The sequence below is a fragment of the Clostridium sulfidigenes genome, from assembly GCF_000732635.1.
GTDB classification, from domain to species: domain Bacteria; phylum Bacillota; class Clostridia; order Clostridiales; family Clostridiaceae; genus Clostridium_J; species Clostridium_J sulfidigenes.
Genome location: NZ_JPMD01000007.1, coordinates 1 through 26,774, shown reverse-complemented (window position 1 = coordinate 26,774; position 26,774 = coordinate 1). Strand labels below are relative to the sequence as shown.

Genomic DNA, 26,774 nt, shown 5'->3' with positions numbered 1-26,774 from the left:
ATTCTAATATAATATTCTAATTTTCAAAAATATAAAACTCTCTACGGAGCTAACATTTAAGTAATATAATATTTAAATTAAGTTTGCATCCTAAATTTAAAATTCAAGATGCAAACTACAATATTAATTATATACAATTTTCTAAACAATATTATAATTATATCAATACCAGATTTAAAAATATATAGATAACCATTATTTTCTTAAAAAATCATACTACTAATTAGTATAAATAAAGCTAGCTCAACAATTTCATTATTGGCACCCAAGGTATCTCCAGAATGCCCTCCTATTTTGCTATTACAAAACAGATTAAATATTATAGTAACTATAAGTCCACCAAGTAAAAGTATAATAATATATTTAATATTAAAGAATAAACTTCCAATAAGTAAAGTAAGAGTTAATGCTCCTGTAAAATATACACCATTAGTATTTCCAATGTAAAAATTCCCAGTACCTTCTTTCTTAGCTGACTTTCCTATTAAAGCAATAAATACAGTAAATAATCTACTTATCATTGGTACTACTATTATCATATAACCTATAGATTTTGTTCCTATATAATATATTCCTAAAGCCTTAACTGCTATATCTATAATCATGGCTAATACTCCAAAAGAACCTACTCTACTATCCTTCATTATCTCAATTATTCGCTCTCTACTTCTAAAAGAAAAGAATCCATCACAGGTATCTCCTAGTCCGTCCATGTGAAGTCCACCTGTAATAAATATTCCAACTATAACTGTAATTATAGCAACCATAGGTAATGGCAACCATATAGATGTAATATAAAAAATTAAGTATTCAATAGCCCCAAGAATAGCTCCTACTACGGGAAAATATAAAGTAGCTTTTTTAAAATTTTCTTTCTCACAAGCCAGAGATATATTTACTGGTATTCTAGTTATAAATTGGAATAACAAAAGAAAATTATTAAAGAAAATCTTTTCTTTTCCTATGGCTCCTAATACCATAATAGCTATTATAGCTAAAATTATCAAATTTTTAATCATAACACTGCTCCTCGTCTATCCCTTTATTTTTAGTCCTTGTCCACAACAAACTAAATATACCTCATCACAAATATTTGCTACATGTTGATTTATAAACCCTTGAATATCTCTAAAAATTCTAGATAATTTGTTTTCAGGCACTAATCCCCATCCAACTTCGTTGGTAATTAATACAACTTCCTTATCTAACTCTTTACACTTTTCTAAGAATAATGTAAATTCATTCTTTATGCTATCACATATTTTATCTGTTTCATCATCACTTATATTATCGTAATTTGTAGTGATTTCAAACATTAAATTGGTAGTCATTATAGTAACGCAATCTAAAAAAATATATCTTTCAGTAAATCTCTCTATTTTTTTATATAAGTCTTTATAGCTTTCCAAGGTTTGCCAATTTTTATTTCTGCTTTCCTTATGCTTTTCTATTCTGTGCTTCATTTCATCGTCTGTTACTATAGCTGTTGCTATATATAATACATCATCAGTATGTTTAAGTAGATTTTCTCCATATTTACTTTTCCCACTTCTACATCCACCAGTAACTAAAGTTAATTTACTCATTTTCTTTCTCCTCTTCTTTTATCCTCATAAACAAATTAATTAATATTAAAATTCTACTGGAATTATACTATCAATATAAAAGTACCCGTATTCTAATTTAATTATGGACAAATCTGCATTTTTAGAATTAAACCTCCAATAATTATCTAAACTACCTTCCAATATATAAGTATATATTGTTCTTATAATTCCTCCATGGGTACAAATAAGTATATTCTCAACTGATTCTTTTTTTAGTTCTTCCATAAAGCTTTTCACTCTATTATAAACCTCTATAAAGCTCTCTCCCTTCTCTATGGAATACTCCTTCCAATCATTTGTCCAAGTATCATATTCTAACTTAAATGAATCTTGTAACTGCTTATAGTTTTTTCCTTCAAAGATTCCAAAGTTTCTTTCATTCAATCTAGAATCTACTTTAACCCCTTCTCCTTCATATATTTTTTTAAGGGTTTCCTTTGCTCTTTTTTTTTCACTACAAAACACTTTATCAAAGTTTATATGCTTCAATTTTTCTCCTACCAATTCTGCTTGCTTAATTCCCTTTTCTGTTAGCTCACAGTCTATATCCCCGTAGTAAGTCTTTTTTATATTTTCTTCTGTTTCACCGTGTCTAACTATATATATTTTCAATTACTACACTCCTTTATAAAAATCTGTATATCAATAACCTATCTACACCGGTTCATATTCTATTGTTTTCTTATATCTATATAATCCTTTTTATCTATGCCAGCTTCATTAAAGGAATCCATATTATTCATAGTAAAAACAGCACTCTCTATTATTCCAAAGGCTATTGGACATCCACTACCTTCACCTAATCTCATTCCTAAACTAAACATAGGTTCAAGTCCTAAAGTTTTCATTGCATATTGTGCTCCTGGTTCTGCTGATAGGTGAGATGCAAACATATACCCTGAAGCCTTTGAGCTTAATTCCTTTGCACAAATAGCTGCAGCTGATGATATAAGCCCATCAATTACCACTGGCACTTTATATATAGCACCTCCTAAAAATACTCCACAAAGGCCAGCTATATCAAATCCACCTACCTTACTAAGCACATCTATTACATCATTTTTGTTAGGCTTATTTATTTCAATAGATTTTTTTACCATAGCCTTTTTATGGGACAATCCATCATCTGTTAGACCTGAGCCTTTACCAACTATTAAATCACTATCAATTCCAGAGAATACACTTATTATAGCTGCAGAAGTAGCTGTATTACCTACTCCCATCTCACCAGTTCCTATTAAATCATATCCTTGATTTTTTAACTCCTTAACAATATCAATTCCTATCTTTATAGCTTTGATAGCTTCTTCCCTAGTCATTGCAGGACCTTTAGTCATATTACTTGTACCATATCTAATCTTTCTGTTAATTATTCTAGGATCAGTAAATTCCTTATCCACTCCTATATCAACCACAGTAGTATCATTATTGTAGTATCTACTTAATATACACACTCCAGTAGTACCCTTTACAAAATTTTCTGTAACTGTAGCTGTTACCTCTCTTGGGCATGAAGAAACCCCTGATTCTTGAATTCCATTATCAGCACACATTATAACTATATTTTTCTTTTTTATTTCTTTTATATGCTCACCCTTAATACCACTAAGTTTTACAACAATCTCTTCTAATACTCCTAAACTTCCTATAGGTTTGCTTAAATGATCTATGTAATTCTTAGAATTATTCATTACTTCTCTATTTACCTCTTCAATACCACTTAATAACTTTTTTAATTCATCCACTCTTATCACTCCATCTAAATTTATTCTGTAAAATTTATTCTGTAAATAGTTTTATTATAACTAAAAACACCCTTATCCTCTAAGATAAGGGTGTTAATACACATAACTAAATTTATTAAACTAAAAAATAGTTTGATATACTCTTCCCTCCGAAGGTCTCAACTAACAAAGTTTTAGGCAGGTCTCCTGGCTCACGGCTTATCCTCATCATTCCCTTCCCAGTAAATTACCAGTGGTATCATGACTTGTATCCGTACACAGTAGCGGGGGCTGCAGTGGCTTTTAACCACTTTCCCTATTAAACTTAATGTACCTTAAACTATTATTCATTTAACTTAAATTATATACTACTAGCATAACTTATTCAACAATCTTTATGGACTCCATATTAAATAATACATATATAACTTTAGGTCATTAACTATAAATATAAATTAAATTTACATAACATTCGTAAATATCCCTATTCCCTTGAAAAATTTATGAAATAGTGGATAATTATAATTGATAAGTAATATCATTTGAATTGCATTTATAACTTTACTATGATACATAAACTGTATTTTAAAATAGTTTATAAAAATTAACTTAAGATTGGAGACGTACTATGAGTAATAGAATTAAAGGAATAATATTAATTATTTTATCTGCCTTTGGCTTTGCAATGATGTCTGCCTTTGTAAAGCTATCTGGAGATTTACCCTCTATGCAAAAGGCTTTTTTTAGAAACATAGTTTCTTTTGTCATAGCCCTTGGTATGATTATATATCACAAAGAAAGTTTCTTTGGCAAAAAAGAAAACCAAAAGCTTCTTATTATGAGATCCACTTTAGGCACATTAGGAGTAATATTAAACTTTTATGCTATAGACCATCTTATTCTTTCAGATGCTAATATGCTTAATAAGCTAAGTCCTTTCTTTGTAATACTTTTCTCTGCTATCTTTTTAAAAGAAAGATTACAGCTAAGGCATATTACTATCATTGCTATTGGTTTCCTTGGATCACTACTTATTATAAAGCCTGCTTTTAGTTTAGACATAATTCCTTACCTCATAGGGCTTTCATCTGCCATATTTGCTGGCTCTGCCTATACCTGCGTTCGAGCCATTGGAAACCGTGAAAAGCATTATACTGTGGTGTTTTATTTTTCTTGCTTTTCTGTAATAACAATTTTTCCATTTATGATATTTTCTTATACACCTATGACTTTGATTCAATTTACCTACTTAATATTAGCCGGTATCTTTGCAACTATAGGACAATTTGGAATTACTCTAGCCTATAAGTATGCACCTGCAAAAGAAATATCAATTTTTGATTACTCTAATATAATCTTTTCAGCTATTATAAGCATGGTAATATTTAACCAATCCCCTGATATCATAAGTATTTTAGGATACATAGTTATATTTTCTGCTTCACTTTACATGTTTATGTACAATAAAAAACTAGATAACCTTAAATAATATTTTTAAAAGGGTTGTCTCAAAGTTAATTCTTTTGAGACAATCCTTTTTATTATATATATAAGGTCTTTATTTCTCTATTTCATATAGTAATTTATTATTAATTTATGTTTAGCTTAATAATTTCCTCCAAATCTTTAATAAATCTTAAGATTTATTAAAGGTATTTCTTAAGATTTACCATGTAAAATAAAACCATAGTAAAAATTATGTAGAATTAATGGGGGGTTAAAATATGAAAATATTAATTCTTACAGGAAAATTTGGTATGGGCCATTATTCAGTATCTAAATCTTTATGTGAACAAATTCAGTCTAATCATCCTAATGCATCAGTAGTTATAAAGGATGTTTTTGAATACTCATTACCAAATTATTCCAATGCAATTTATAAGGCTTTTAATGTTATGGTGAACAAAGGTAGTGTGTTTTATAATCAAGTTTATAAAATTACGGAAAATAGAAAATATAATATGAATCCTATGTTTTTAAAATACTTTCTTCCTAAGCTTGATAACCTAATTAAAGATGTAGAACCTAATATTATTATTTCTACTCTACCCTTTTGCTCTCAACTAATATCAAGATATAAGATGAAATATAATCCATCTCTTCCGCTTATAACTTGCATAACGGATATTAGTAGTCATTCAGAGTGGCTTAATGATAATACTAATTGTTATTTAGTTGGAAGTAACTCTTTAAAAAAGGATTTAATTTTAAAAGGTGTTCCTGAAAACAAAATATTTATTAATGGAATACCTGTAAAAGAGGAATTTAAAAAATCTATAACTAATAGTTCTTCTAATGAAAAACAGCTCCTTATTATGGGCGGTGGATTAGGGCTATTACCCAAGTCTAAGGAATTTTATAACCAGCTTAATTCTTTAGAAAATGTAAAGACTACAGTTATTACAGGAAATAATACTGAAATCTATAATATGCTTTATGGAAAATATGAAAATATTAATGTACTTGGATATACTGATGAGGTTTATAAATATATGCAAAAAGCAGATTTAATACTTTCTAAACCTGGTGGAATAACTTTATTTGAAAGTATTTTCTCAGAAACACCTTTAATTGCCTTTAAGCCTTTTCTTCAACAAGAAATTAATAATACTAACTTTATATTAAACAATGGTATTGGAAAGGTTCTTGAGACAAGTCCTGATAAATGTTTTGATAAAATAAAAAAAGTTATTTTTGATGATGCAATACTAGATAATCTTTCTAATAATATAAAAAATTTCAAAAAACAATTTGATTGTACATCAATTGAAAAAGTATTACTTACTTTAGAACCTAATATGGATGGAGCGTGTGCTTAATGTACTTTACTACTTTAATGGCTATTATTATAATTATTTTTCTAATTCATTCAATTATACCAACTTTATACAACAAATATATAAATTCAAATATTATTAAACTCACTAATAAAGATAATGAAATAATGCTAACCTTTGATGATGGCCCTGATGAAAGATATACTAATAATCTTTTAGATGTGCTTAAAGAAAATCAAATTAAAGCTACCTTCTTTGTTGTTGCAGAGAATGCTAAGAATAATCCTGAAATAATCTATCGTATGCATAAAGAAGGGCACACTATAGCACTACATTCTTTAGCTCATAAAAATGCTCTCTTTTATAGCTATAAATATACGAAAAAAGATTTTAAAAATAGTATAGAAATCATGAAAAACTTCAATTATCAAATCAACTATTATAGACCTCCTTGGGGACATAGTAATATCTTTACAAACTTTTTTGTTAAAAAGTATAGTTTAAAAATGATTTTATGGGATGTTATGGCAGAAGATTGGAGTAAATACGCTACAGTAGATTCTATATCTTCAAAGTTAATACTACGCACTGATAGAAATTCTATTATATGTCTACATGATGCAGGAGAGAATTCAGGGGGTGCCTTCAATGCTCCTCTTAAAACCATTGAAGCATTATCTACAGTTTTACCTAAGTTAAAATTAGTAGGTTATAAATTTATAACACCAGAAAGGTTAGGACATTAATTGTGCAAAAATCTATAAAAAAAGACAAGTTTAAAAACTACTATGGAAGTTTAATTTTTATGTTCTTACTCATTGCTATTACTTTTTACTTACTTTTTAAAGATACTTCGATAACTTCACTAATCCCTGTAATAAACACAATTAATCCTATTTACTTATTCATAGCATTTTCTATGATGTGTCTATTTATAATTTTTGAAGCTTATGTTATTTATATTATACTTAAAAATTTAAATATAAAAGTACCTTTTAAAAAATGTATTGGTTATTCCTTTATTGGATTTTACTTTAGTGCTATTACTCCTTCATCATCTGGTGGTCAGCCAGCACAAGTATACTATATGAAAAAGGATAATATAAATATATCCTATTCTTCTTTAACTTTGTTAATAATTGCCATAGTCTATCAATCAGTAATGCTTTTATATGGACTACTTATGTATCTTTTTAAATATACTTTTATAATAAATAATATACGTGGCATTAAATGGCTGTTAATTTACGGAGTTATGATAAATGTATTTATAATAGGTTTTATATTTGCAGCTATATTTTCTAAAAATTTAGTTGGTAAATTTATTAAATTTATTGTTGAACTCTTATCAAAATTTAAAATTATAAAAAATACAGAGTATACTCTATCTAAAATTGATGTTCACCTTGATGAATATGCTAATGGTGCTAATTATATCAAAAATAATCCTTTACTAATTGTTAAGGTTTTAATAGTTACAGTTTTACAAATCACAGCCATGTATTTAGTTCCATATTTCATATATAAATCTTTTGGATTAAATACTTATGGCATTATAGATGTACTTTCTATACAAGCCTTATTAACTATAGCAGTCTCTTCTTTGCCTTTGCCTGGTGCAGTAGGTGCCAGTGAAAGTAGCTTTATGATATTATTTAAAATATTCTTTTCAAAAGAATTATTGCTCTCTGCAATGCTATTAAGCCGTGTAATTAGCTTTTATGCCTTTCTATTATTGAGTAGCATAATAACAATAATTATTCATATTAAAGTTAATGGTAGACTTAAAATTCAACATAGTCATCTATATTAATAATAAGCTCTGATAGAAATTACAGTAATAGAATATTTAATATTCTATTAGTTTATATTTAAACTAAAAATACAGACTATATCTAAATAAAATTTGGATATAGTCTGTATTGGTATGTTAATTAATTTATTAGTTTTGAGTTGCCCAATCTGCTGGATATGTTACATATATGAATCTAGCATAGTTTGGAACTGAGAATTTAATTGTGCTTCCTTTTGGTATTAAAATTAATTCTCCAGCATCTGCTGATACAAGTCTTCCATCTATTACTATGTCTAGATGTCCTTCTATAACATAATCTATTTCATCATAGTTTAAAGTCCAATCGAAGGTTGTTTCTTTCATCTCCATTATTCCACAACCTAATCTTTTACTTTCCTCAAGAGTGAATAAATCTTTTGTATATACTATATCACTGCTATTTCCAGTATCAAGCCTATTTGACTCGTCTACTCTAACTGTTGGTAGTTTAACAGAGATAATTCCGCTTGCATCTTTATTTCTTACAAAATCTACAGAATCATTAGAAGCTCCTGTAAGTTTTTCTTCTATTATTTGTCTAACTAATTTTTCTAATAAGCTTTTATCGATATTTTCCATCATTATTTAGCCTCCTCCTTTTTAGCTGCATTGTTTGCAATAAATATAGCTACAAATACTGCTGTAATTCCTGCAACTAATTTACCAACTATCATTGGTAATATCATTTCTGAATTAAATCCTGCTGTAAATCCTAAGTGATCTCCAAATACAAAGGCTGCAGATACTGCAAAAGCAACGTTAATTATTTTACCTCTGTTATCCATATCCTTCATCATTCCGAACATTGGAATACTATTAGCAAGCGTTGCAACCATACCAGCTGCTGCTATATCATTCATTTTTAAAACTTTACCTAATCCCATTAATGGTTTTTGGAATACTTTCGTAATTACGTATACTAGTGGGAATGCTCCAGCAAGAACTATTGCTATTGCTCCAACAGTTTCAATACCATCAGAAATTGGTGCCATTCCTGGAATTACAACAATTCCTGTTAATGCTTCAATTACAGCCGCTGCTAATCCTAAAGTTATAACTATTACTACAAACTTCCCGAAAACTGTAAATCCTTTAATTATTGCATTTTCAAATTTCCAAAGTCCTAAAGCTATAAGTGCTGCAATTATTACTATTGGAATTAAGTTTTTTAGCACCATAATGATTGGGAATCCAGCTACAAGACCACCAACAAAAGCTCCTAATGGAATTGTAATAACCCCTGCTAATACTCCCATAGCTAAGAATTTATGATCTTCTTTTTCTATTATTCCAAGGGCAACTGGAATTGTAAATACTATAGTAACACCCATCATTGAACCAACTATTAATCCGCCAAACATTCCTGCTTGAGAATCTACTGCAAGAGCTTTAGAAAGCGAAGCTCCTCCCATATCGTTTGCAAGTAATGTACCTCCAAACATACCTGGGTCTGCTCCTAAGAAATTAAATACTGGTACTATTACTGGTTCTAATATATTTGCAAGTACTGGTGCAAGACAGATAACTCCTATCATTGCAATTGCAAGAGAACCCATAGCCATGAAACCTTCTTCGAACTTTTCTCCCAGTCCAAACTTATTTCCTAAACACTTATCTATGGCTCCAAGGGCCATAAATACAACCATGATATATACGATTATCTCGTTAATTCCCATTGTTTCATCTCCTTAATAAGTTAATTCTTTATTTATTCAATTTATTTATACTGTTAACTGTGTAAACTAAAGTTTAAGCTTTTATGTTAAATACTTAATGATAAGTTCATCTGGCGAAGGTATTACTGATGCATGAACAATTCGTTTTTCTTCTATAGCTTCTTTAGCTATATTTATTCCATGCTCTACATCACTAAGCCCACCAGAAATAATATAAACAAGTTTACCACTTATTCCAGATGCTACTTGTAGTTTTACTAAATTTAAATTGGCTCCCTTAAGAGCAATATCTAACGCTTTAAGACCACTACTTACGCTATTGGTCTCCATTACTCCTATGGCCCCATTAGCCTTAGTTACAAACCTACTTTTCAAAGCTTGTATAATATTATTATGGACACTATTTATAATACAACTATCTATTATATGCCCCTGACCAGAGAAAATCCCGTGGTCAAGGGTTGTTCTTATAGCACCTTCATCTCCTGTTAATATAACCAAAAACCTTCCAGGACATATAGTTTTAAGATATAGTACATCAACATCAGCTTTTTTCACCATTTCATCTGCAACTTCAATGCCTTTAGCTATACTTTTAAAATCAATTGCTCCAATACTTTTACTCATTTTCCACCTCTATTGAATCAATTATTCCTATTATAGTTGCATCCACAGGTACATCTCTTTCTCCTAGTGACACTCTAGCTGCACCACCTCTAGTTATAAGTACATTGTCTCCAGTACCTGCACCTACACTATCCGCTGCTACAAAAAAGCCTGTTTCTTCTACATCTATATCTTTAAGTAGCCTCACTATTAAAAACTTTTGACCATTTAGCTTTTCATCTTTTCTAGTTGCCCATAATCTACCAACAACTCTACCTATAACCATATTATCCTCCGCTAAACTCTTTTAACTTTCAGATTATGAATTCTTATAAAGTCGTTAGCCAATGGAGTGATTATGCTTTTTTTATCTATTACCACAGATTTCATTCCATTCATAAATGGCTTCCTAAGATCCATCTCACTAATAAGTTTCTTATTTCTAATTTCGAAGCTCATCTCTTCTGATATAAAATTTGAAGTTTCTAATATACTAATATCTTCAACTTTTTTATACTCTTCTTTTCTTGTGGTTTTATCTTCAACTTTTTCAATAAACTCAACTATATCAATTCCATAAACTTTAAGCTCTCTTTCAAAGCTTAAATACTTATTATATAGTGCTCTTGGAGCAGTATTTTTATACTTTCTATACTCTAGACCATTTTCAAGGACATATACCTTCTTACCTGCTAATAGCATATTAATGATAAAGTTTTCTTCTTCATTAATACCAGTTAGCGTAGCTATATTTGCCATGGACTTTATAGATAGTGTAGAAACTATGGCTATGTCAGCTTCTATTTGTTCTTCATTATATGAAGTCACAGTATATTCTTCATCTAAATTAGATTTAGTAATAGGATCCAACTCTACATCTCCAATTATTACAGCTATCTTATGTTTTACAATATTTTTATTTGTTTCTTCTAACTTTTTATAAACTTCTTTTACTATTAAGTCCACAAGTTTATCATAGTTCATTTATATACCTCCTTTTTGAGGCCTACTTAACTATTCTACAAAGAGTTCCCTTCGTAAATCCACAAGCATTAGCCTCATCATAGTCTATATGCATATATGTTCTAAAGTCTGGGCTTACTCTTATGACAACATCATCAAATATTAGGGGTCTATTACCATAAACCTTTACTTGAATGATTTCTTTATCTTTCACACCAAACTTCTCTGCATCTTCTGGAGTTATGTGTATGTGCCTTTTAGCAACAATTACTCCTTTATCTATTGTAAGAGTAGCTCGTTCTGTAGAAATTGTAATTCCAGGAGTACCTTCTATTTTACCACTCTCTTTAACAGGAGCCTTAATTCCAAGAACTGTTGCATCAGTTAATGAAATTTCTACTTGTGTAGATTTCCTTGCAGGTCCAAGAACAACAACATTCTTTAGTGAACCCTTAGGTCCTGTTATAGTAACTCTTTCTTTACATGCATATTGACCTGGTTGTGATAAGTCTTTAACCTTATTTAACTGATAATCACGTCCAAATAATATGTTTATATGTTCTTCACATAGGTGAACGTGTTTTCCTGAGGCTTCAACTTCTATAAAAGCTTCTTTTTTTACTCTCTTTATTACTTCATCTATGATATCTTCTACTAAAAGATTATTCATATTTCATCCTCCTGCTTTAACTGTATTCTCCAGTTCTATATTTAAATATCATTATCCAAAACAAGGATGATAATCTATTTAATGCCTTTATTATATCCGGCCTTTGAACATCACCATACTCCCCTTTAAATGCGGTATAAGCTAAAAGTTCAGTTTCTCTTATAGTTGTTCTACAAGAATTTAATGCCACAACAGCCTCACCCATAGAAAACGCTACTGGCTCATGACCAATCCCATAATATTTCTTTGGATAATGAGATTTTTCTCTCAATTCTTCTGGAGTCATACCAAGAAGTTTAAATTCTCCTACTGGTTCATTAACTACTTCACATCTAAGGAGACCTCTTACAAACTTTAATATCTCTTCAAGGTCTTCTGTTAGCTTTGAAGCTCCTAATTTATGAGTAATAACTTGAGTTTCCAATATCTTAGACTCAAGAGAATCTAACTTTCCTCTCAGCGCTATTATCTTATGATCTTTAAACACTAATAAGTTTCCATTTAAATGTGTCATATGCTCAGGTTTTTCCATTAATTCAGCACCAAATACAGTTATATATTTACTTTTTTCTTCTCTCGTTTGTAACTTTACAGGTACTTCTTCTTTTACCTTTTTTACTTCATGCACTACTTCCTCTAAAGAATCTACATACTTCAATTTAATATTATTTTCTGACAAAAATGATTTTGCAGATGGGGTTACTATTTGCCCTTTTAGAACTCTAAATTCGGTATATTCCTTAAAGTCTGTTCCCTTTAACTGTCTTCTAACTTCACTTTCAGTTAATACTGACATATCTTCACATCCCTCATTAGATGTAAGAGACGTATTGCTTATTTTAGCAATACATCTCTACACAAACCTAAATTAAACTGTTTCCTGTGTTTTTGGTAAAACAGCATCTACTTCAAAGTGTGGTCTTGGGATTACGTGAACTGATATTAATTCTCCAACTCTTTCAGCAGCTGCTGCTCCAGCATCTGTAGCAGCTTTAACAGCTCCAACATCTCCTCTTACAAGTACAGTTACAAGACCGCCACCAACTTGTTCTTTTCCTACTAGTTGTACGTTAGCAGCTTTAACCATTGCGTCTGCAGCTTCTATCGCTGCTACTAATCCTTTAGTTTCAATCATTCCTAATGCATTTGCGTTTGCCATTATAAATTCCTCCTTAAATTTAACCAATATACTTTGAAATTTTATTTTATTATCTTAATTCACTTATTATTTTCTTAACAAGTAAATTAACAAGCTCTTCTGTGTCTGCAGATGAAAGTGAACTATTATTTCCATTAACTGAATTGCTACTTCCACCTCTAAAATGTTCAATTTCTCTAACTCCATAAGCTACTTTTTTGATATTTACAAGGTGAAGTGGTCCTACATTATCAGATGTTGCACTTCCACCAATAGCTCCACAACCTAAGGTTAAAGCAGGTACTATATTTAGAGAAGCACCTATTCCTCCTAAAGTACTTGGAGTGTTTACTGGTATTCTTGATACCGGCATACTAAGAGCAAATCTTTTTACTAGTTCCTTGTCTTCACAGTGCATTGAGAATGTGTGACCAGCGCCTTCATTAATAAGTATTTCTCTACACTTAGCTTCTATATCATCTACACTCTTTTCAACATAGAATCCTAGAATTGGAGCTAGTTTTTCTCTTGAATATGGAACATTGTGTCCTACTTCTGTTTCTTCTGCAATAAGTACTCTTGCTGAAGAAGGTACGTTAGTTAAATTAGCAAGTTTTGCAATAGTTTCTACACTCTTACCAACTATTTGTGGATTCATACTTCCATTAGCTCTCATTATAAATTTACCAAGTTGTTTTGCTTCTTCTGGGCTTAAGAAATATGCTCCTTGATTTTTGAATTCAGTCACTACTCTATCTTTAATAGCTTCTTCTATAATCACTGATTGCTCAGAAGCACAGATTGTTCCATTATCAAAAGTTTTAGAATCCATTATTCTCTTAACCGCAACTTTAATATCAGCACTCTTATCGATAAATGCTGGACCATTTCCTGGTCCAACTCCAAGTGCTGGTGTACCTGAAGAGTATGCTGCTCTAACCATTGCTGAACCACCAGTTGCAAGTATCATAGCTGTATCTTTGTTTTTCATTAATTCATCTGTAGCTTGAAGGGTTGGAATTGTAATACATCCAATAACTCCTTCTGGGCATCCAGCCTTTACAGCTGCTTCATTAATAATTCTAACTGTTTCTAATATACTTTTTTTAGCATTTGGATGTGGTGAAAATACTATTGCGTTTCCACATTTTAATGATATAAGAGCTTTATACATAGTTGTTGATGTTGGATTAGTTGAAGGAATTAATCCTGCAATTACTCCCATAGGTACTGCAACATCCATAACTTTTTTCTCTTCATCTTCTGCAACTATACCAATAGTTTTTAGATCCTTGATATAATCATAGATATATGTAGACCCAAAAATATTTTTAATTACTTTGTCCTGCCATATCCCAAATCCAGTTTCTTCAACTGCCATTTTAGCTAGCTTCTCTGCATTTGCTGCAGCAGCCTCAGCCATAGCCTTAACTATTCTATCAATCTCTTCTTGAGATTTTTTAGCCAACTTTGCTTGAGCAGCTTTAGCTGTTTTAATTAGATTTCTAACCTCTTGTATAGACGCTAAATCTTTATCTGTAAGTTCCATTATTTTTCACCTGCTTTGTTATATTCTAGTATAGTTTTAATAAGCACATCCTTTTTGGCAAATTTAATTTGTTTATTTGTCATATTCGGAATTTTTAAAGTTCTAACTAATCTTCTTAACTCTTCTACTTTCATAGAGTTATAATCTATATTATCTTTGAAATCATTTTTTTTAATTTCTTCTATATTGTTTATTTGAGGCTCTACTTCCTTATTTTCCTCTTTAGCTTCTTCTTTAGCTTCTGATTTTTCTTCTGTAAATTTTTCTACAATTCCCACTTCAGAAGTTTCTACTTTTTTCTTGACTAAAGCCTCTTCTTTTTTCTTAACCGGAGTTTCTGTTTTTTCCTTATCTTTTGTATCCCTTTTTTCACTGGATGATTCTATAGATACCTCTTGTGATTTTTTATGTCCTTCAAAGAATAAATCTTCAACTTGGGAATCTACTCTTGGTATCACATGAGCAGTTCTAAAAGTACCTAAACTTTCTACAGAAGCCCTGGCTGCATCAACTGCAGCCTTTACCGCTCCTACATCTCCAATAATTTTAATAGTGGTTATTCCACCTTTTATTTTTTCTAGTCCAATCAAAGTAACATTTGCAGCCTTTAGAGCAGAATCTGCAGCTTCTACTGCTGCAACGTATCCTCTTACTTCTACTAGACCTAATGCTTTACTCACTTACTAAACCTTCGCCTAAAAGTTTACTGGTTGTTGAGCAACTGATTTGACAGCTTCTGCAAAAGCGTCACATGCTGCCTTACATGCTGATTGACTACCTGTAAGTAATCCACCACCATAGTTTGTTTCAGTTGGAGGTCCAAAGAATTCTTTCATCTCAACATCTGCTGCCTTAAGAGCTGCATCTAATCCATAGATAGCTTCAAGTGGTGGAGCTACAAGATAAGCTATTGCTTCTCCTTCTTTAACTCCTGCTACTTTTGAAAGATAAGTTCCAGTTCTTGAAACACAATGTGCATAGTAAGCTATAGAGTTATCGTCGTTAGCACTTACAAAGTGTGATCCATTTTCCATGAAGTCTATAGTAGCATTTAAACCACTTCTTACTTCTGCTGGACTTGGTCCAGCTATTATTCCAATAACTTCACCAGCAAGTTTTGTAGATGCATTAGCAGCACCTGCATACATTGATCTTGCATATACTACATCAACTTCAGCAGCTTTTGTAGCTTCATCAAGGGCAGTGTAAGTTACGTCATCACTATCAGCAGTAATGATACCTAAACTTTTGTGATGAGGTTGTAATTCTAATTTTTTAACTAGTTCTGGGCTTACATTTGAAATTATTTTAACGCTTAATACGGTTGGACGTAATGCTTCATTAATCACAATAAATTCCCCCTAAATTATATTTTTAAATTTATTCCTGATGCTTTTTTATCAAGCATTGTCTTTATAAGTTCAGCTATATGTGCTCCAGCTTCAACTGCTGTAGTACCACCTTTATGGATGTTTGATATAACTGTTCTGTTAGCCTCTGGCATATTAGCTGTTGGTCTATAAGCTATATAAGCACTCATTGATTCAGCAGTAACAAGACCTGGTCTTTCACCTACTAGCATACAAACAACTTCTGCTCCTGTTGCATCACCGATAGCATCCATAGCTCCAACTCTACAATGTTTAATAAATAATATATCTCCAATTTCAATTCCATACATTTTTAAACCTTGTTTAATTGAAGGAACTGAATCTTTTAAGTTAGCTTCAATAGCTGCTGAAGAAAGTCCATCTCCAACTACTACTAATACCTTTTGACCTGAAAACTTATCTTTTATAAACTTAGTAGTTTCTTCATCAAATTTTCTTCCAAGATCAGGACGAGTTATATATTGATCTTTATCAACACACATTGTATTTACTGGTATTAAATTATTTTCTTTTATAAAATCTTCAGATACATAAGAGAACACAGAGTCTTGTGCAGCAGCATGGTCAGCTCTAACTCTTAATTGAGTTATAGTTTTGTATCTTGGACCTGATCTTCCAATACCTATTCTTGCTGGAGTTCTTTCCTTCATTTTTAGGTATCCTTCTCTATCATGAGGGTTTTCAACTAAAAGTTGTTTTTTAAGGTCAATTTCTGTGATATCTGGAATACATCCATTTTCATCTACTGAACCTATTACAGCACTCATTTTATTTGCTACTTGATTTACTATGTCAGTACTACCTGATTTTTCTACCATTTCTCCTAATAACTTTTCAACCATTAATTTTAATTCTTGTTCGTTCATCAGTAGTCCCCCCTTATCCTAAAAATATTGAAGCGTCGCCAGCTCTTCTGGTTAACTTGCCATTTTCTATAATTCCCATTTTTCCCATCCACTCTTCAAAAGGTTTAATAGGTTTTACTCCTAATAACTCTCTTAATGTAGCTGTCTCTTGATATCCAGTTGTTTGATAGTTAAGCATTACGTCATCACCATGAGGAATTCCCATGAAGTATGTACATCCTGCTGTAGCAAGTAATACCGCTAAGTTTTCTATATCATTTTGATCAGCTTTCATATGGTTTGTGTAACAAGCGTCACATCCCATTGGAAGTCCTGAAAGTTTACCCATAAAGTGGTCTTCAAGACCAGCTCTTATAACTTGTTTTGCATCATATAGGTACTCAGGTCCTATGAATCCAACAACTGTATTTACTAAGAATGGTTGGAATCTCTTAGCAAATCCATAACATCTAGCTTCCATTGTTACTTGGTCAGCACCATGGTGTGCATCTGAAGAAAGTTCTGAACCTTGACCAGTTTCAAAATACATTACGTTTGGACCTGTAGCAGTTCCTTCTTTAAGTGCAAGTTGTCTTGCTTCTTCTATTGTTGCAGCAGTAAATCCAAATGCTTCATTTCCTTTTTCAGAACCAGCAATTGATTGGAATATAAGATCCGCTGGCGCACCTTTTCTAATTGCTTCCATTTGTGTAGTAACGTGTGCAAGTACACAAGTTTGAGTTGGTATTTGCCATTTTTCTTTAAATTCATTAAATCTCTTTAAGACTTTTGTTACGCTCTCTACAGAGTCATCAACTGGGTTTAATCCAAGCACTGCGTCTCCAATACCATAGCTTAATCCTTCCATTAAAGATGCAAGTATTCCATCTGGATCATCTGTTGGATGGTTTGGTTGTAATCTAACAGATAATGTACCTGGTTCTCCTATAGTTGTATTACAATGTGCTGTAACTTTTATTTTCTTAGCTGCGTATACTAAGTCCATATTAGACATTATTTTTGCAACAGCAGCCACTATTTCTGATGTTATTCCTCTTGAAACTCTTCTTATATCAGCTCCTGTAGTATTATCATCTAGTAGCCACTCTCTAAATTCTGCTACAGTCCAATTTTTAACTTCTGCATATATTTTTTCATTTACGTCATCTTGTATTATTCTAGTAACCTCATCTAATTCATAAGGTACTGCAGGATTATTTCTTAAATCAGACAATGTAAGGTTAGAAAGTACAACTTTTGCTGCAACCCTTTCCTCTGCTGACTGTGCAGCTATTCCTGCTAAGTTATCTCCTGATTTTTCTTCGTTTGCTTTTGCCATAACTTCCATTACTGAATTAAACTGGTATACTTTTCCGAATAATTTAGTTTTTAAAATCATGATAATCCTCCTCTCGGTTAATTAAATACTAATGTTTTTATAACTACAGGTAATACTTTACCTTCCGCTACGGGTTTTCCTATATCTATATAATCTCCATTTTCCACCTTGATACCATCTATACAAACTATGTCCTTATCAAGATGTAAAAGGGAGTAAATAGCCTGACCTAATACCTTTGCCATATCATTTTCAACAATTATAATAAGTGGAAGCTTTCTATCAATCAGTTCTTTCATCCCACCTACTAGTCCCTTTGCCATGTCTTGTATTTCTGCAAAAGAAGGATTCTTCTTTCCATGTAGGGCTATGGCAATACTCTGAAGTTCATTTTCATATTTAAACCAATTAATTTTTTCTGATATAGCTTTTTCTAAAATTTCAGAACCTCTATTCTCATCTTCTAAACTGAGCTTTAAAATTGGTAAATTTTTTATAGGGAAGTTGTCATGGGTATATGTAATTGTACTTCCACTAATATCCATAGTGTGAGAGCCAGCTCCCACTACCGTTGCTCTTATAGTTTCTATTGCTCTCGCCAATTTTAATTTTTTACATAAGTCTGAGTTTTTAATAGCTTCTCCAAGAAGTATTCCTATATCTCCATACTTAAAATAATCTTCTATAGGAGATTCATTATATACGTAGTCAGCTACTCCGCCTGAAAAAGATATACACTTAATCTCCTCATTTAAGGCAATAGACTTATTAGTAACTATCATTTCAAAGATAGATGTTTGAGTCCTAATTCCTACGCTTTCCTCTAAAAGCTTTACCATTTCATCAACAACTGGAATCAACATTTCTTTAGTTGCTTTATAGCCAACTTTTATATCAAAATTATTTTGATTTATAATATTTTGTATTTTAGGTGCAATATATACTATATTATTTGTGTCTTTATCGAGTTTTATAAGTCTTCCACCTATATCTAGACATCCAGTTTCCTTCAAATCTCCTCTAGTAAACACAGCTAAATTTGTAGTTCCTCCACCAATATCTAGATTAACTACACTTGTAGAATGTTCACTGGAGTAAATGTGAGCTCCTGCACCTTTAGCTGCTATAATACTTTCGAGATCTGGACCTGCTGTAGCAACTACAAAGTCTCCTGCAAATCCACTTAAAGTATGCAGTACTTCGTTGGCATTTTCTTTTCTAGCAGTTTCACCTGTTATAATTACAGCTCCTGTTTGTATTTCATCCTTATTGATACCAGATTTTTTATATTCTAAAGATACTATATCCTTAACTTTCTCAGCATCAATTTCTGTCATAGATTTAAGTGGCGTAAAATAAACATCACTTCTATAAACTACTTCTTTATCAACTATTGATATTCTAGGTACTGAAAAACTTGAAGCAGTGTTTTCTATGATTAGTTTCGAAAATACAAGTTGAGTTGTACTAGTTCCAATATCAATTCCAACACTTAAAAGTTCTTCTCTCATTAAATCACCTCCAAATACAAATATAAAAAAGCTTAAAGCTATCAAATTAATCTTTCAAATAACTATGAAAATTAATTTTTTTAACTTTAAGCCTCTTTGCTTAAATCAAACTACTTCAATGTAGTTCTATTTTATTCAAGTTTTATAGGAAATCTAAATTTAATTCTAGTTCCCTCATCATTAGAAAATATATCTATATCACCTTTTAATTTATCAGATACGTAGTTTTTTACTATAGACATTCCTAAGCTAGAAGATTTATCTATGGAAGTATCAAAACCAACTCCATCGTCAGCTACTGATATTTCTCTAAACTCTTCCTGCTCAGTAACAATAATTTTTATAGTGCCACATTCCCTATGATTAAAAGCATGATCATAACAATTTTGTATTAATTCATTAATTATAAGAGATATTGCAGTAATTCTATCTGTATCAATATAAAAATCATCACCTGATACTTCTATGTTAATTTCCTTTTGAATGTTTAAAAAACATCTTTTAGCATTATCTACTATAGCATTTATAACCTTCATAATCTTTACCTCATCACTTATATCCTTAGATAAAAGTTCATGAGTTGCTGCAATAGCTAGAATCCTATTCACACTTTCTTGAAGACTTACCTTTGCTTCCTCACTATCACATCTTCTCCCTTGAATACGTAAAAGTGAAGCTACAGTTTGTAAGTTATTCTTTACTCTATGATGAATTTCTCTTATAGCAACAGATTTAGAGATTATTTCAGCTTCCTTATTCTTTATATCTGTTATATCTTGAACTATTTCAATAACTCTCAAGTCTTCTTCCTTAATCAGTATTCTTTTTATTCCATAATAAAAATTACCAACTTTTATTTCCTTTGTTATTACTTTATTATCTTCTGTAATCTCTAAGATTTTATTAATATTAGTAAATAGGGTATTATCTAAGGACAAGTCATCATAATGCATTCCTTCAAGCTCATTATATCCCCTACCTATGTAAATCATATCAGCTTTTCTATTTTTAATTCTTAATATTCCATTTTCATCATAAACTAAAATGGCAGATTCTAAGTTATCATTTATCAATCTATTGGAATTTATCAAGTTCATAAGCTGATGTGTCTTTTGTCTTTTGCTTTTGGAGCCATCATTAGGAATAGTAAAATCTTCTTTTATTTCATTACTTATATCATCCTCAACAATAATTACTCCTATTATTTTTTCCTTATTATAAATCGGGTATACCTTTTGCCTTACAAATCTATTTTCTTGTGTTAAAGCTCTTACTCCTTTAAAAACCTCACCGGTTTTTAGAGTTCTTATTACACCAGGCTCATTAATTCTTAAAGCTTTTTTCCCTACTACAGAATTAGTATAAATAGATTCTTTTTTTCTTCCTTCTGAAACCACTATAGCTTCTTCTGGATTTTTTGATGGCACATCTATAAAAGCATCACATTCCTCTAAATTAGCTATTAACTCAATAGAGCTAGAAACCTCTATGATTTTATTAACATCTTCATCAGTAAGATTAGTATAAATATTACATAATTCTTTTATCTTATTCATAAGCCACTATTAAGGTTTTTGCAATATCTATCATAGAGCATCTTCTATCCATACTTAATTTTCTAATGTATCTGTAAGCTTCTTCTTCATCGGAATTTAATTCTTTCATAAGTATACCTTTTGCTTTTTCTATTAATTTTCTTTCGTTTAACTTTGATGTAACTTTCTCCAGGTTATTTTCTAACTCTTCAAACTCTTCTACTTTAGCTAAGCACATTTCCACTGTTGGAATAAATGATTTTTCATCTAAAGGTTTCACCAGATATCCATATGCTCCTACACTTTTAGCCTTTTCTATAAATTCAGTATCATTAAAGGCTGTCAATAAAAGTATTCCACCTGCAAGATGCTCAAGTCTAATTCTTTTACTGGCTCCTATGCCATCAAGTATAGGCATCTGTATATCCATAATTACTAAATCAGGTTTATGCTCTTTACAAAGTTCTACAGCACTAAACCCATCTGAAGCCTCTGCTACTACATTGTAACCCTCCGCTTCTAAGATATCTCTGATATCCATTCTAATAATAGGCTCATCATCGACTATTATGATTTTTTTACTCATATTTAATTATTCTCCTCTATATTATGAACTTAAATATTTAATTAATTCCTCTATGCCAGTTCCATCTAAAGTATTTACTTCAAATATTCTAGATACTCCAGCCTCATTTAAGATTTCCTTAGCATATTTTATTCTATCTTTGTTTTGAGCAATGTCTATCTTTGTCACTATCCCAATACATTCTTTAGCAAACATACTACAAAAACCTGGTGCTATGTACGATTCTTCTGAAGTACAATCATATACTAGTGCAATTACATCTGCATCTGCTGATGTTACTATCAAAGCTTTGTAGTAAGATCTATTTTCTAGATATTCTCCTGGAGTATCTATAGACTCATCATAAATTTCTACCGATTGAGTCTTCTTATATTCTAAATCTAAATCGTGAATCTTTTGACACAAAGTAGTCTTTCCACTTCCAGTCTTTCCTATAAATATTACTTTTTTCATGTTACCTCCTAGGTTCTAGTAATTTTTGTAGAGGTAAATTGTAATAATCCTTCAAGTACAGAAGTAACTTCCTTTAATGCTGATTCTACAGAACTAATATCTCCTGTTATAACAAGTGAACCACTAAATCTGTCTACAAACCCAAGATTAACTCCAGCAGCTTTTGTAGCTACATCAGCAGCAATTATAGAACCTTCACTTGGAGTTATAGTTAAAATACCAATAGCATCTCTAGTGCTTGCTACAAGACCTAGCTTTTTATAAAGCTCTTCTGTAGGATTTGCTATTATATGTGCAAGGGTTACTTGTTTTCCTGGAACAAACTCCTGTATGATCCTTTGCTTATCGTCACTCATATACTCACCTTACCTTTGCATTTAGAGACAACACTAAAATAATATTTTCATATAAATTATTAGTCTTAGTATTACCTGTGTTTTAACAACTATTCTTAAATAAATCTATAATTTTATAAAAATAATAAAGGCTCCTCGAAAACATAATATTTTCAAGAAGCCCCTTTGCTTAAAACCATTACACTACTTTGTGTATATTTCGATTATATATTCAAAATTTTATACTGTCAACCCATTTTTTGATGTTATTCTTTAATTTTTCCGATAATTTCAATAACATTAAGAGGAGTAGGTATTTTAGGGTTAGTTGCAGTACATGCATCTAATAATGCACTGTTTGCAATTTCTTCTTTAAGCTTTTCTAATTCTTCCATAGATACACCACAAGCTTTTAAAGTGGTAGGCATATTCATTTCCTTTTGTAATTTTTTAATTTCATTTACAATACTTCTAACTCCTGCTCTAGCATTACTACAAGGTAATCCTAATAATTTTGCTATGTTAGCATATTTAATAGCAGCTCTAGAAAACTCATTATTCTCATATCCTACTATGTCAGCATTAAAATCAACTATATAAGGTAATAATAAAGCATTAGTTCTTCCATGAGGTACATGGAATTTGCCGCCTAGAACATGGGCTATCCCATGATTTAATCCAAGAGAAGCTGAATTAAATGCAATTCCAGCAAGACATGATGCATTATGCATTTTTTCTCTAGCTTCTATATCTTCACCATTATTATATGCTCTTAAAAGATATTTAAATGATAGTATAAGTGCTTTTTCAGCTAAAGCATCTGAAAAATCAGAAGCATTTGTAGATACATAAGCTTCAAGAGCATGGGTTATTACATCCATACCTGTATCTGCAGTAATTGATCCAGGTACACTTTTCACTAGTTCTGGATCTAATATAGCCACATCTGGTAATAGATCATCTGAAACTAATGGATACTTTGTTCCCTTAGTTTTATCTGTTATTACTGAGAAAGATGTAACCTCTGAACCTGTACCGCTTGTAGTTGGGATAGCTATAAATTCCATATCTGTGACAGATGTAATTTTCTTCGCAAAATCCATTATTGCTTTAGCTGCATCTATTGAAGAACCTCCTCCTAGAGCAATCAACACTTCTGGCTTAACTTTCTGAAGCTCTTCTATACCTTGAACTATAAGCTCTATAGGTGGATCTGGAACTATATCACTAAATATAGTTATGTTAGCACTTTTTAATTTTTCTGTTATGTTATTAATCATTCCTGATTTCACCATGAAAGGATCTGTAACTACAAAAACTTTTTTATTTCCTACTTCCTCTAACCGTTCTAAAGCTCCTTGACCAAAATAAATCTGAGTTTTAATTTTAAAATTGTTCATCTTAAACTCCTTTCAAGACTATCTTATTTACAATATAGTCTTTAAAATTAATTAACTATTTATGCAGTAAGTTTATTAAAAGAAAATTCATTATTAAATTTACCCTAAAAACAACCACAAAAAGCTCCATAGGAATAATCCTATGGAGCTTCACTGCTCTTTAAGTACTTCATTGTACATATTTTCAATATACTATTTTAAAAAATAAAAGTCAATAAATATTCAATTAATTAAAATGTAAACTTATTAATTAATTGAATATTATATTTATACTATAATATTTATCTCTTAAACTACTATTTTCTACAGTATTTTTATTTATATTAATAAATATTAAAAAATTTTTCTGTTTTAAATATTTTTTATTATAAAATCCTCTAAATTTGCCGTTAAATATTACATTTTCTCGAGTCTATTATACGTTTACATATGACTATTTTTAAAATATAATATTTGTATAACATTATAACCCTTAATACTAGGAGGACGGAATGAAAAACTTTTTTTATAAAACTAATGTAAAAAATAATATTATTACTTTATATCCTAAAGAATCTAAATGTAATGTTTGGTATATTATTTCTATAAGTTTTCTCATTGTTTTTATGATATTTAATATATTCTTTTCAAATCTATTAGTCCTAGATGGTAAATTTCCTTTGCCATGGATTGTATTATTATGTATAACTGTAATTATAACCATCACTAATTTTAATGAATTTCACTCTTCTAATTTTATTATTATCAGTTATATTATAACCATTCCCATGATTTTAAATTATTTATTGTTTAAATTATACATATACATACCTAGTCATATAATTCTTATATTATCTTTAGGTATATCTATAATCTACAGAGTTACAAAAGAATTCCATAGTAAAAAATATCTAAAAATTATTATGGTGATTTTATCTATATGTACTTTCTTTTCAATTAATTATTACATATATTCTAAGAGAATTATAAAAGATTCTAACCTTAATACTACTGTAAAAAAAGCCATAGGTATGAATTCATATTCTTTAAATTCTTTGAATAAAACTGAACTTTCAAATGTAAATATACTTAAAATAAAAAATGTATCTAATCTAAAAGGCTTAGAATACATTGAAAATTTAAACACCTTGGATATTAATGATGATGGATTAATTTTAGATTATTTACCTATTACTAAGTTGTATAATTTAAAGACTTTAAGTATACACAGATGCAACTTAAATGTCTTAAGTGAAGTAGCCTTATTTGATAAAATAGATACTTTTAAACTTATATATCCTAAAACTGATTCTATAAATAGTCTGCCATTATTCCCAAAGGTAAAAAACTTAACCATCAGCTTTAGCAGTGATTTTCAGCTTTCAACTTTGAAAAATTTTCCTAATGTAGAGGAATTCTCTCTATGTTTAGAAGGTCCTTTAATTGTAGATGGAATAGAAGTTATAAATAATCTAAAAACCTTGAATCTATCCTACGCTTACATATCAGATTATTCTAAACTTTTTGATATACCTACACTGAAAACTATTAGTTTAAAAAATTGTTATATTGTAAATTTAGAGGATTTCATAAAACAGGCTGAATCTAAAGGTATTAAAGTCATTATGTAGTTTTACATAATGACTTTAATCAAACTGATCATCTCTTTAAAATACATACATATATTATCTATATAACTATTTTTACACTTTCTCCTTCATTGGTTTTTATATCTACAAGAACTAAGCCTTTATATTTTTTATTAAGATACTTAATTGCTTTTTTTAAGTTCTTCATTTCTTTATTGTTAATTGCTACCTTGGTTTTACTATTATTTTTTTTCCTATACATGGATTTTAATGCTAAAGGTAGTACAAATATTCCTAGCGAAATACAAACCCTTGGTATACATATATTTCTACTCTTATTTTCCCCTGATTCTTTTATATTGATAATCATCTACTCAAATCCCCTTAATATATGATTTTAAGCTATTTCTATCAATATTTTATCTCCCTCATCTGTATCTACTTGTACAATTGGTCCTACAACACCTTTATCAATAGCTTCTAATATCATATCAATTTTGATATCATATTTGTCCATACTTTCAATTACATTACTACCAGCAGAAGCCATTATTTTTATAACCTCTAGTGGTATTGTAACTTTAACATTTTCTCCATCGTGAGATTTAATCCTTATATAAAGCATTCTAGTCCCGTTAGTTGATTTTGGTATTTTAAAGAATTCATCATCATCTTCGCCTTTTACTTTATCTCCATCGTTCTTTTCTAAGGTTTCTAGAAGTTTACTTGCTTGCTCCCCTGTAAGCTTTCCTTCCTCTACCATTTTTAAAATTCTTAACTTATCTTCCATGATTACTCCCCCTAATTTATATTTTATTTAAAAGTTCGATAGCTTCATCTGAAGTTATCTCACCATTTTCTAACTTTGTAATTACATGTTTTCTATCAATTTCATGCTGTTTTTTACTAGATAGCCCTAATACTTCATTTATTTCATCTAACTTACCCCTTACTGTTGGATAAGAAATTCCTAATGCCTTCTCTACATCTTTTATATTTCCTCTATATTGTAAAAAGGTTTCTACAAACCTTAATTGATCATGATTTAACTTCTCAAACTTTGAAAAAGTAAAATTATTTTCAATTACAGTATTACATTCATCACATTGTAGCCTTTTTATATTCAATTTTCCTGAACAAACAGGACATCTTGTTAATGCCTTATACATTCTTGCCACCTCCTAAATAAAATTATACGGCATATTCTTTTAATTGTAAATATATACATTGAAAATAATTAATATTATTATTCAAAAAATTAATTTTT

At 30.2% G+C, this 26,774-nt stretch carries 31 protein-coding genes and 1 riboswitch; of the genes, 5 read left to right on the top strand and 26 right to left on the bottom strand.

Annotated features, from left to right (window positions below; genetic code table 11):
• Positions 1-203: 203 nt before the first annotated feature.
• The 4 genes from cobS to cobT are packed head-to-tail and all read right to left on the bottom strand — an operon-like array spanning position 204 to position 3,352.
• The gene (gene cobS, locus IO99_RS04005; protein ID WP_051823907.1) at positions 204-1,019 is read right to left on the bottom strand and encodes an adenosylcobinamide-GDP ribazoletransferase; all 816 of its coding nucleotides are present in this window, start codon (positions 1,017-1,019) and stop codon (positions 204-206) included.
• Positions 1,020-1,034: 15 nt separating this feature from the next.
• Entirely contained in the window at positions 1,035-1,586 is a 552-nt protein-coding gene (cobU, locus tag IO99_RS04000; RefSeq protein WP_035130616.1) for a bifunctional adenosylcobinamide kinase/adenosylcobinamide-phosphate guanylyltransferase, read from the bottom strand.
• A gap of 45 nt (positions 1,587-1,631) precedes the next feature.
• A complete protein-coding gene (gene cobC, locus IO99_RS03995; RefSeq protein WP_035130614.1) occupies positions 1,632-2,219 on the bottom strand; it encodes an alpha-ribazole phosphatase in 588 nt (195 codons plus the stop codon).
• 59 nt (positions 2,220-2,278) lie between these two features.
• The gene (cobT, locus tag IO99_RS03990) at positions 2,279-3,352 is read right to left on the bottom strand and encodes a nicotinate-nucleotide--dimethylbenzimidazole phosphoribosyltransferase (RefSeq protein WP_035130612.1); all 1,074 of its coding nucleotides are present in this window, start codon (positions 3,350-3,352) and stop codon (positions 2,279-2,281) included.
• 159 nt (positions 3,353-3,511) lie between these two features.
• A riboswitch (cobalamin riboswitch) is annotated at positions 3,512-3,684 on the bottom strand.
• A gap of 275 nt (positions 3,685-3,959) precedes the next feature.
• Here cobT and IO99_RS03985 point away from each other — a divergent pair.
• The 4 genes from IO99_RS03985 to IO99_RS03970 all read left to right on the top strand — a co-directional run bounded on the left by IO99_RS03985 (position 3,960) and on the right by IO99_RS03970 (position 7,921).
• Positions 3,960-4,820: a DMT family transporter gene (locus IO99_RS03985; RefSeq protein WP_035130610.1), complete on the top strand. Its 861-nt coding sequence runs from the start codon at positions 3,960-3,962 to the stop codon at positions 4,818-4,820.
• A 235-nt stretch (positions 4,821-5,055) separates the two neighbouring features.
• Complete coding sequence (locus tag IO99_RS03980; RefSeq protein ID WP_035130608.1) at positions 5,056-6,150, top strand: MGDG synthase family glycosyltransferase; 1,095 nt, start codon at positions 5,056-5,058, stop codon at positions 6,148-6,150.
• The gene (locus tag IO99_RS03975; protein ID WP_035130605.1) at positions 6,150-6,854 is read left to right on the top strand and encodes a polysaccharide deacetylase family protein; all 705 of its coding nucleotides are present in this window, start codon (positions 6,150-6,152) and stop codon (positions 6,852-6,854) included. Before IO99_RS03980 ends, IO99_RS03975 begins: the two co-directional genes overlap by 1 nt.
• Positions 6,855-6,856: 2 nt before the next feature.
• Complete coding sequence (locus IO99_RS03970; RefSeq protein ID WP_242844084.1) at positions 6,857-7,921, top strand: lysylphosphatidylglycerol synthase transmembrane domain-containing protein; 1,065 nt, start codon at positions 6,857-6,859, stop codon at positions 7,919-7,921.
• Positions 7,922-8,050: 129 nt separating this feature from the next.
• Here IO99_RS03970 and IO99_RS03965 read toward each other — a convergent pair whose 3' ends face one another.
• The 19 genes from IO99_RS03965 to IO99_RS03875 form a co-directional block, all read right to left on the bottom strand.
• Positions 8,051-8,521: a cupin domain-containing protein gene (locus IO99_RS03965; RefSeq protein ID WP_035130623.1), complete on the bottom strand. Its 471-nt coding sequence runs from the start codon at positions 8,519-8,521 to the stop codon at positions 8,051-8,053.
• Positions 8,522-8,523: 2 nt separating this feature from the next.
• Positions 8,524-9,618 carry an ethanolamine utilization protein EutH gene (eutH, locus tag IO99_RS03960; RefSeq protein WP_035130598.1) on the bottom strand — a complete coding sequence of 365 codons (1,095 nt, stop codon included), beginning with the start codon at positions 9,616-9,618 and terminating at the stop codon, positions 8,524-8,526.
• Positions 9,619-9,699: 81 nt separating this feature from the next.
• Positions 9,700-10,245 (bottom strand): BMC domain-containing protein, encoded by a 546-nt coding sequence (locus IO99_RS03955; RefSeq protein WP_035130596.1) that lies wholly within the window; start codon positions 10,243-10,245, stop codon positions 9,700-9,702.
• Positions 10,238-10,510, bottom strand: a complete 273-nt coding sequence (locus IO99_RS03950) for a EutN/CcmL family microcompartment protein (RefSeq protein ID WP_035130595.1) — start codon at positions 10,508-10,510, stop codon at positions 10,238-10,240. Before IO99_RS03950 ends, IO99_RS03955 begins: the two co-directional genes overlap by 8 nt.
• 11 nt (positions 10,511-10,521) lie before the next feature.
• Positions 10,522-11,208: a TIGR02536 family ethanolamine utilization protein gene (locus IO99_RS03945; RefSeq protein WP_035130591.1), complete on the bottom strand. Its 687-nt coding sequence runs from the start codon at positions 11,206-11,208 to the stop codon at positions 10,522-10,524.
• Between the two features lie 22 nt (positions 11,209-11,230).
• Positions 11,231-11,857 (bottom strand): ethanolamine utilization phosphate acetyltransferase EutD, encoded by a 627-nt coding sequence (gene eutD / locus IO99_RS03940; RefSeq protein WP_035130589.1) that lies wholly within the window; start codon positions 11,855-11,857, stop codon positions 11,231-11,233.
• Positions 11,858-11,873: 16 nt separating this feature from the next.
• Positions 11,874-12,653 (bottom strand): ethanolamine utilization cobalamin adenosyltransferase, encoded by a 780-nt coding sequence (locus IO99_RS03935; protein ID WP_035130586.1) that lies wholly within the window; start codon positions 12,651-12,653, stop codon positions 11,874-11,876.
• 72 nt (positions 12,654-12,725) lie between these two features.
• Positions 12,726-13,016, bottom strand: coding sequence for an ethanolamine utilization microcompartment protein EutM (eutM, locus tag IO99_RS03930; RefSeq protein WP_035130585.1), 291 nt, complete (start codon positions 13,014-13,016; stop codon positions 12,726-12,728).
• Positions 13,017-13,065: 49 nt separating this feature from the next.
• Positions 13,066-14,544: an acetaldehyde dehydrogenase (acetylating) gene (locus tag IO99_RS03925; protein WP_051823906.1), complete on the bottom strand. Its 1,479-nt coding sequence runs from the start codon at positions 14,542-14,544 to the stop codon at positions 13,066-13,068.
• The gene (locus IO99_RS19595) at positions 14,544-15,224 is read right to left on the bottom strand and encodes a BMC domain-containing protein (protein ID WP_051823905.1); all 681 of its coding nucleotides are present in this window, start codon (positions 15,222-15,224) and stop codon (positions 14,544-14,546) included. The genes IO99_RS03925 and IO99_RS19595 overlap by 1 nt, the downstream gene beginning before the upstream one ends.
• 15 nt (positions 15,225-15,239) lie before the next feature.
• Positions 15,240-15,893, bottom strand: coding sequence for an ethanolamine utilization microcompartment protein EutL (gene eutL / locus IO99_RS03915; protein ID WP_035130583.1), 654 nt, complete (start codon positions 15,891-15,893; stop codon positions 15,240-15,242).
• 17 nt (positions 15,894-15,910) lie between these two features.
• Entirely contained in the window at positions 15,911-16,801 is an 891-nt protein-coding gene (eutC, locus tag IO99_RS03910; RefSeq protein WP_035130580.1) for an ethanolamine ammonia-lyase subunit EutC, read from the bottom strand.
• Between the two features lie 13 nt (positions 16,802-16,814).
• Positions 16,815-18,179 (bottom strand): ethanolamine ammonia-lyase subunit EutB, encoded by a 1,365-nt coding sequence (locus IO99_RS03905; RefSeq protein WP_035130578.1) that lies wholly within the window; start codon positions 18,177-18,179, stop codon positions 16,815-16,817.
• A 17-nt stretch (positions 18,180-18,196) separates the two neighbouring features.
• A complete protein-coding gene (eutA, locus tag IO99_RS03900; RefSeq protein ID WP_035130576.1) occupies positions 18,197-19,630 on the bottom strand; it encodes an ethanolamine ammonia-lyase reactivating factor EutA in 1,434 nt (477 codons plus the stop codon).
• 131 nt (positions 19,631-19,761) lie between these two features.
• On the bottom strand, positions 19,762-21,186 hold the full coding sequence (locus tag IO99_RS03895; protein WP_035130573.1) for a sensor histidine kinase: 1,425 nt from the start codon (positions 21,184-21,186) through the stop codon (positions 19,762-19,764).
• Positions 21,179-21,751 (bottom strand): ANTAR domain-containing response regulator, encoded by a 573-nt coding sequence (locus tag IO99_RS03890; protein WP_035130570.1) that lies wholly within the window; start codon positions 21,749-21,751, stop codon positions 21,179-21,181. The genes IO99_RS03895 and IO99_RS03890 overlap by 8 nt, the downstream gene beginning before the upstream one ends.
• A gap of 21 nt (positions 21,752-21,772) precedes the next feature.
• Entirely contained in the window at positions 21,773-22,204 is a 432-nt protein-coding gene (locus IO99_RS03885) for a EutP/PduV family microcompartment system protein (RefSeq protein ID WP_035130567.1), read from the bottom strand.
• Between the two features lie 8 nt (positions 22,205-22,212).
• Positions 22,213-22,560, bottom strand: coding sequence for an ethanolamine utilization microcompartment protein EutS (gene eutS / locus IO99_RS03880; RefSeq protein ID WP_035130564.1), 348 nt, complete (start codon positions 22,558-22,560; stop codon positions 22,213-22,215).
• Positions 22,561-22,805: 245 nt separating this feature from the next.
• Positions 22,806-23,939 (bottom strand): 1-propanol dehydrogenase PduQ, encoded by a 1,134-nt coding sequence (locus tag IO99_RS03875; protein ID WP_035130561.1) that lies wholly within the window; start codon positions 23,937-23,939, stop codon positions 22,806-22,808.
• 491 nt (positions 23,940-24,430) lie between these two features.
• Between IO99_RS03875 and IO99_RS03870 the strand changes: the two genes are divergently transcribed.
• Positions 24,431-25,549: a leucine-rich repeat domain-containing protein gene (locus IO99_RS03870; protein ID WP_035130558.1), complete on the top strand. Its 1,119-nt coding sequence runs from the start codon at positions 24,431-24,433 to the stop codon at positions 25,547-25,549.
• A gap of 58 nt (positions 25,550-25,607) precedes the next feature.
• Here IO99_RS03870 and IO99_RS03865 read toward each other — a convergent pair whose 3' ends face one another.
• From IO99_RS03865 to IO99_RS03855, 3 genes are read right to left on the bottom strand one after another with little or no spacing between them, the layout of a single operon-like run.
• Positions 25,608-25,877: a hypothetical protein gene (locus IO99_RS03865; RefSeq protein ID WP_035130555.1), complete on the bottom strand. Its 270-nt coding sequence runs from the start codon at positions 25,875-25,877 to the stop codon at positions 25,608-25,610.
• A 27-nt stretch (positions 25,878-25,904) separates the two neighbouring features.
• Positions 25,905-26,297, bottom strand: coding sequence for an SHOCT-like domain-containing protein (locus IO99_RS03860; protein ID WP_035130552.1), 393 nt, complete (start codon positions 26,295-26,297; stop codon positions 25,905-25,907).
• Between the two features lie 16 nt (positions 26,298-26,313).
• The gene (locus IO99_RS03855) at positions 26,314-26,676 is read right to left on the bottom strand and encodes a DUF2089 domain-containing protein (protein ID WP_035130549.1); all 363 of its coding nucleotides are present in this window, start codon (positions 26,674-26,676) and stop codon (positions 26,314-26,316) included.
• Positions 26,677-26,774: the final 98 nt, after the last annotated feature.

Excerpts from the sequence above, each read along its gene's own strand:
- IO99_RS03950 (WP_035130595.1), bottom strand. The coding sequence starts at position 10,510 with ATGGTTATAGGTAGAGTTGTTGGTAGATTATGGGCAACTAGAAAAGAT.
- eutM (WP_035130585.1), bottom strand. The coding sequence starts at position 13,016 with ATGGCAAACGCAAATGCATTAGGAATGATTGAAACTAAAGGATTAGTA.
- cobU (WP_035130616.1), bottom strand. The coding sequence starts at position 1,586 with ATGAGTAAATTAACTTTAGTTACTGGTGGATGTAGAAGTGGGAAAAGT.
- eutD (WP_035130589.1), bottom strand. The coding sequence starts at position 11,857 with ATGAATAATCTTTTAGTAGAAGATATCATAGATGAAGTAATAAAGAGA.
- eutH (WP_035130598.1), bottom strand. The coding sequence starts at position 9,618 with ATGGGAATTAACGAGATAATCGTATATATCATGGTTGTATTTATGGCC.
- IO99_RS03985 (WP_035130610.1), top strand. The coding sequence starts at position 3,960 with ATGAGTAATAGAATTAAAGGAATAATATTAATTATTTTATCTGCCTTT.
- IO99_RS03925 (WP_051823906.1), bottom strand. The coding sequence starts at position 14,544 with ATGGAACTTACAGATAAAGATTTAGCGTCTATACAAGAGGTTAGAAAT.
- eutA (WP_035130576.1), bottom strand. The coding sequence starts at position 19,630 with ATGAGAGAAGAACTTTTAAGTGTTGGAATTGATATTGGAACTAGTACA.
- IO99_RS03980 (WP_035130608.1), top strand. The coding sequence starts at position 5,056 with ATGAAAATATTAATTCTTACAGGAAAATTTGGTATGGGCCATTATTCA.
- IO99_RS03935 (WP_035130586.1), bottom strand. The coding sequence starts at position 12,653 with ATGTCAGTATTAACTGAAAGTGAAGTTAGAAGACAGTTAAAGGGAACA.
- IO99_RS03855 (WP_035130549.1), bottom strand. The coding sequence starts at position 26,676 with ATGTATAAGGCATTAACAAGATGTCCTGTTTGTTCAGGAAAATTGAAT.
- IO99_RS03875 (WP_035130561.1), bottom strand. The coding sequence starts at position 23,939 with ATGAACAATTTTAAAATTAAAACTCAGATTTATTTTGGTCAAGGAGCT.
- IO99_RS03955 (WP_035130596.1), bottom strand. The coding sequence starts at position 10,245 with ATGAGTAAAAGTATTGGAGCAATTGATTTTAAAAGTATAGCTAAAGGC.
- IO99_RS03890 (WP_035130570.1), bottom strand. The coding sequence starts at position 21,751 with ATGAGTAAAAAAATCATAATAGTCGATGATGAGCCTATTATTAGAATG.
- IO99_RS03975 (WP_035130605.1), top strand. The coding sequence starts at position 6,150 with ATGTACTTTACTACTTTAATGGCTATTATTATAATTATTTTTCTAATT.
- IO99_RS03885 (WP_035130567.1), bottom strand. The coding sequence starts at position 22,204 with ATGAAAAAAGTAATATTTATAGGAAAGACTGGAAGTGGAAAGACTACT.
- IO99_RS03895 (WP_035130573.1), bottom strand. The coding sequence starts at position 21,186 with ATGAATAAGATAAAAGAATTATGTAATATTTATACTAATCTTACTGAT.
- IO99_RS03965 (WP_035130623.1), bottom strand. The coding sequence starts at position 8,521 with ATGGAAAATATCGATAAAAGCTTATTAGAAAAATTAGTTAGACAAATA.
- IO99_RS03860 (WP_035130552.1), bottom strand. The coding sequence starts at position 26,297 with ATGGAAGATAAGTTAAGAATTTTAAAAATGGTAGAGGAAGGAAAGCTT.
- eutS (WP_035130564.1), bottom strand. The coding sequence starts at position 22,560 with ATGAGTGACGATAAGCAAAGGATCATACAGGAGTTTGTTCCAGGAAAA.
- IO99_RS03945 (WP_035130591.1), bottom strand. The coding sequence starts at position 11,208 with ATGAACTATGATAAACTTGTGGACTTAATAGTAAAAGAAGTTTATAAA.
- cobS (WP_051823907.1), bottom strand. The coding sequence starts at position 1,019 with ATGATTAAAAATTTGATAATTTTAGCTATAATAGCTATTATGGTATTA.
- eutC (WP_035130580.1), bottom strand. The coding sequence starts at position 16,801 with ATGAACGAACAAGAATTAAAATTAATGGTTGAAAAGTTATTAGGAGAA.
- IO99_RS03870 (WP_035130558.1), top strand. The coding sequence starts at position 24,431 with ATGAAAAACTTTTTTTATAAAACTAATGTAAAAAATAATATTATTACT.
- IO99_RS03865 (WP_035130555.1), bottom strand. The coding sequence starts at position 25,877 with ATGATTATCAATATAAAAGAATCAGGGGAAAATAAGAGTAGAAATATA.
- IO99_RS03905 (WP_035130578.1), bottom strand. The coding sequence starts at position 18,179 with ATGATTTTAAAAACTAAATTATTCGGAAAAGTATACCAGTTTAATTCA.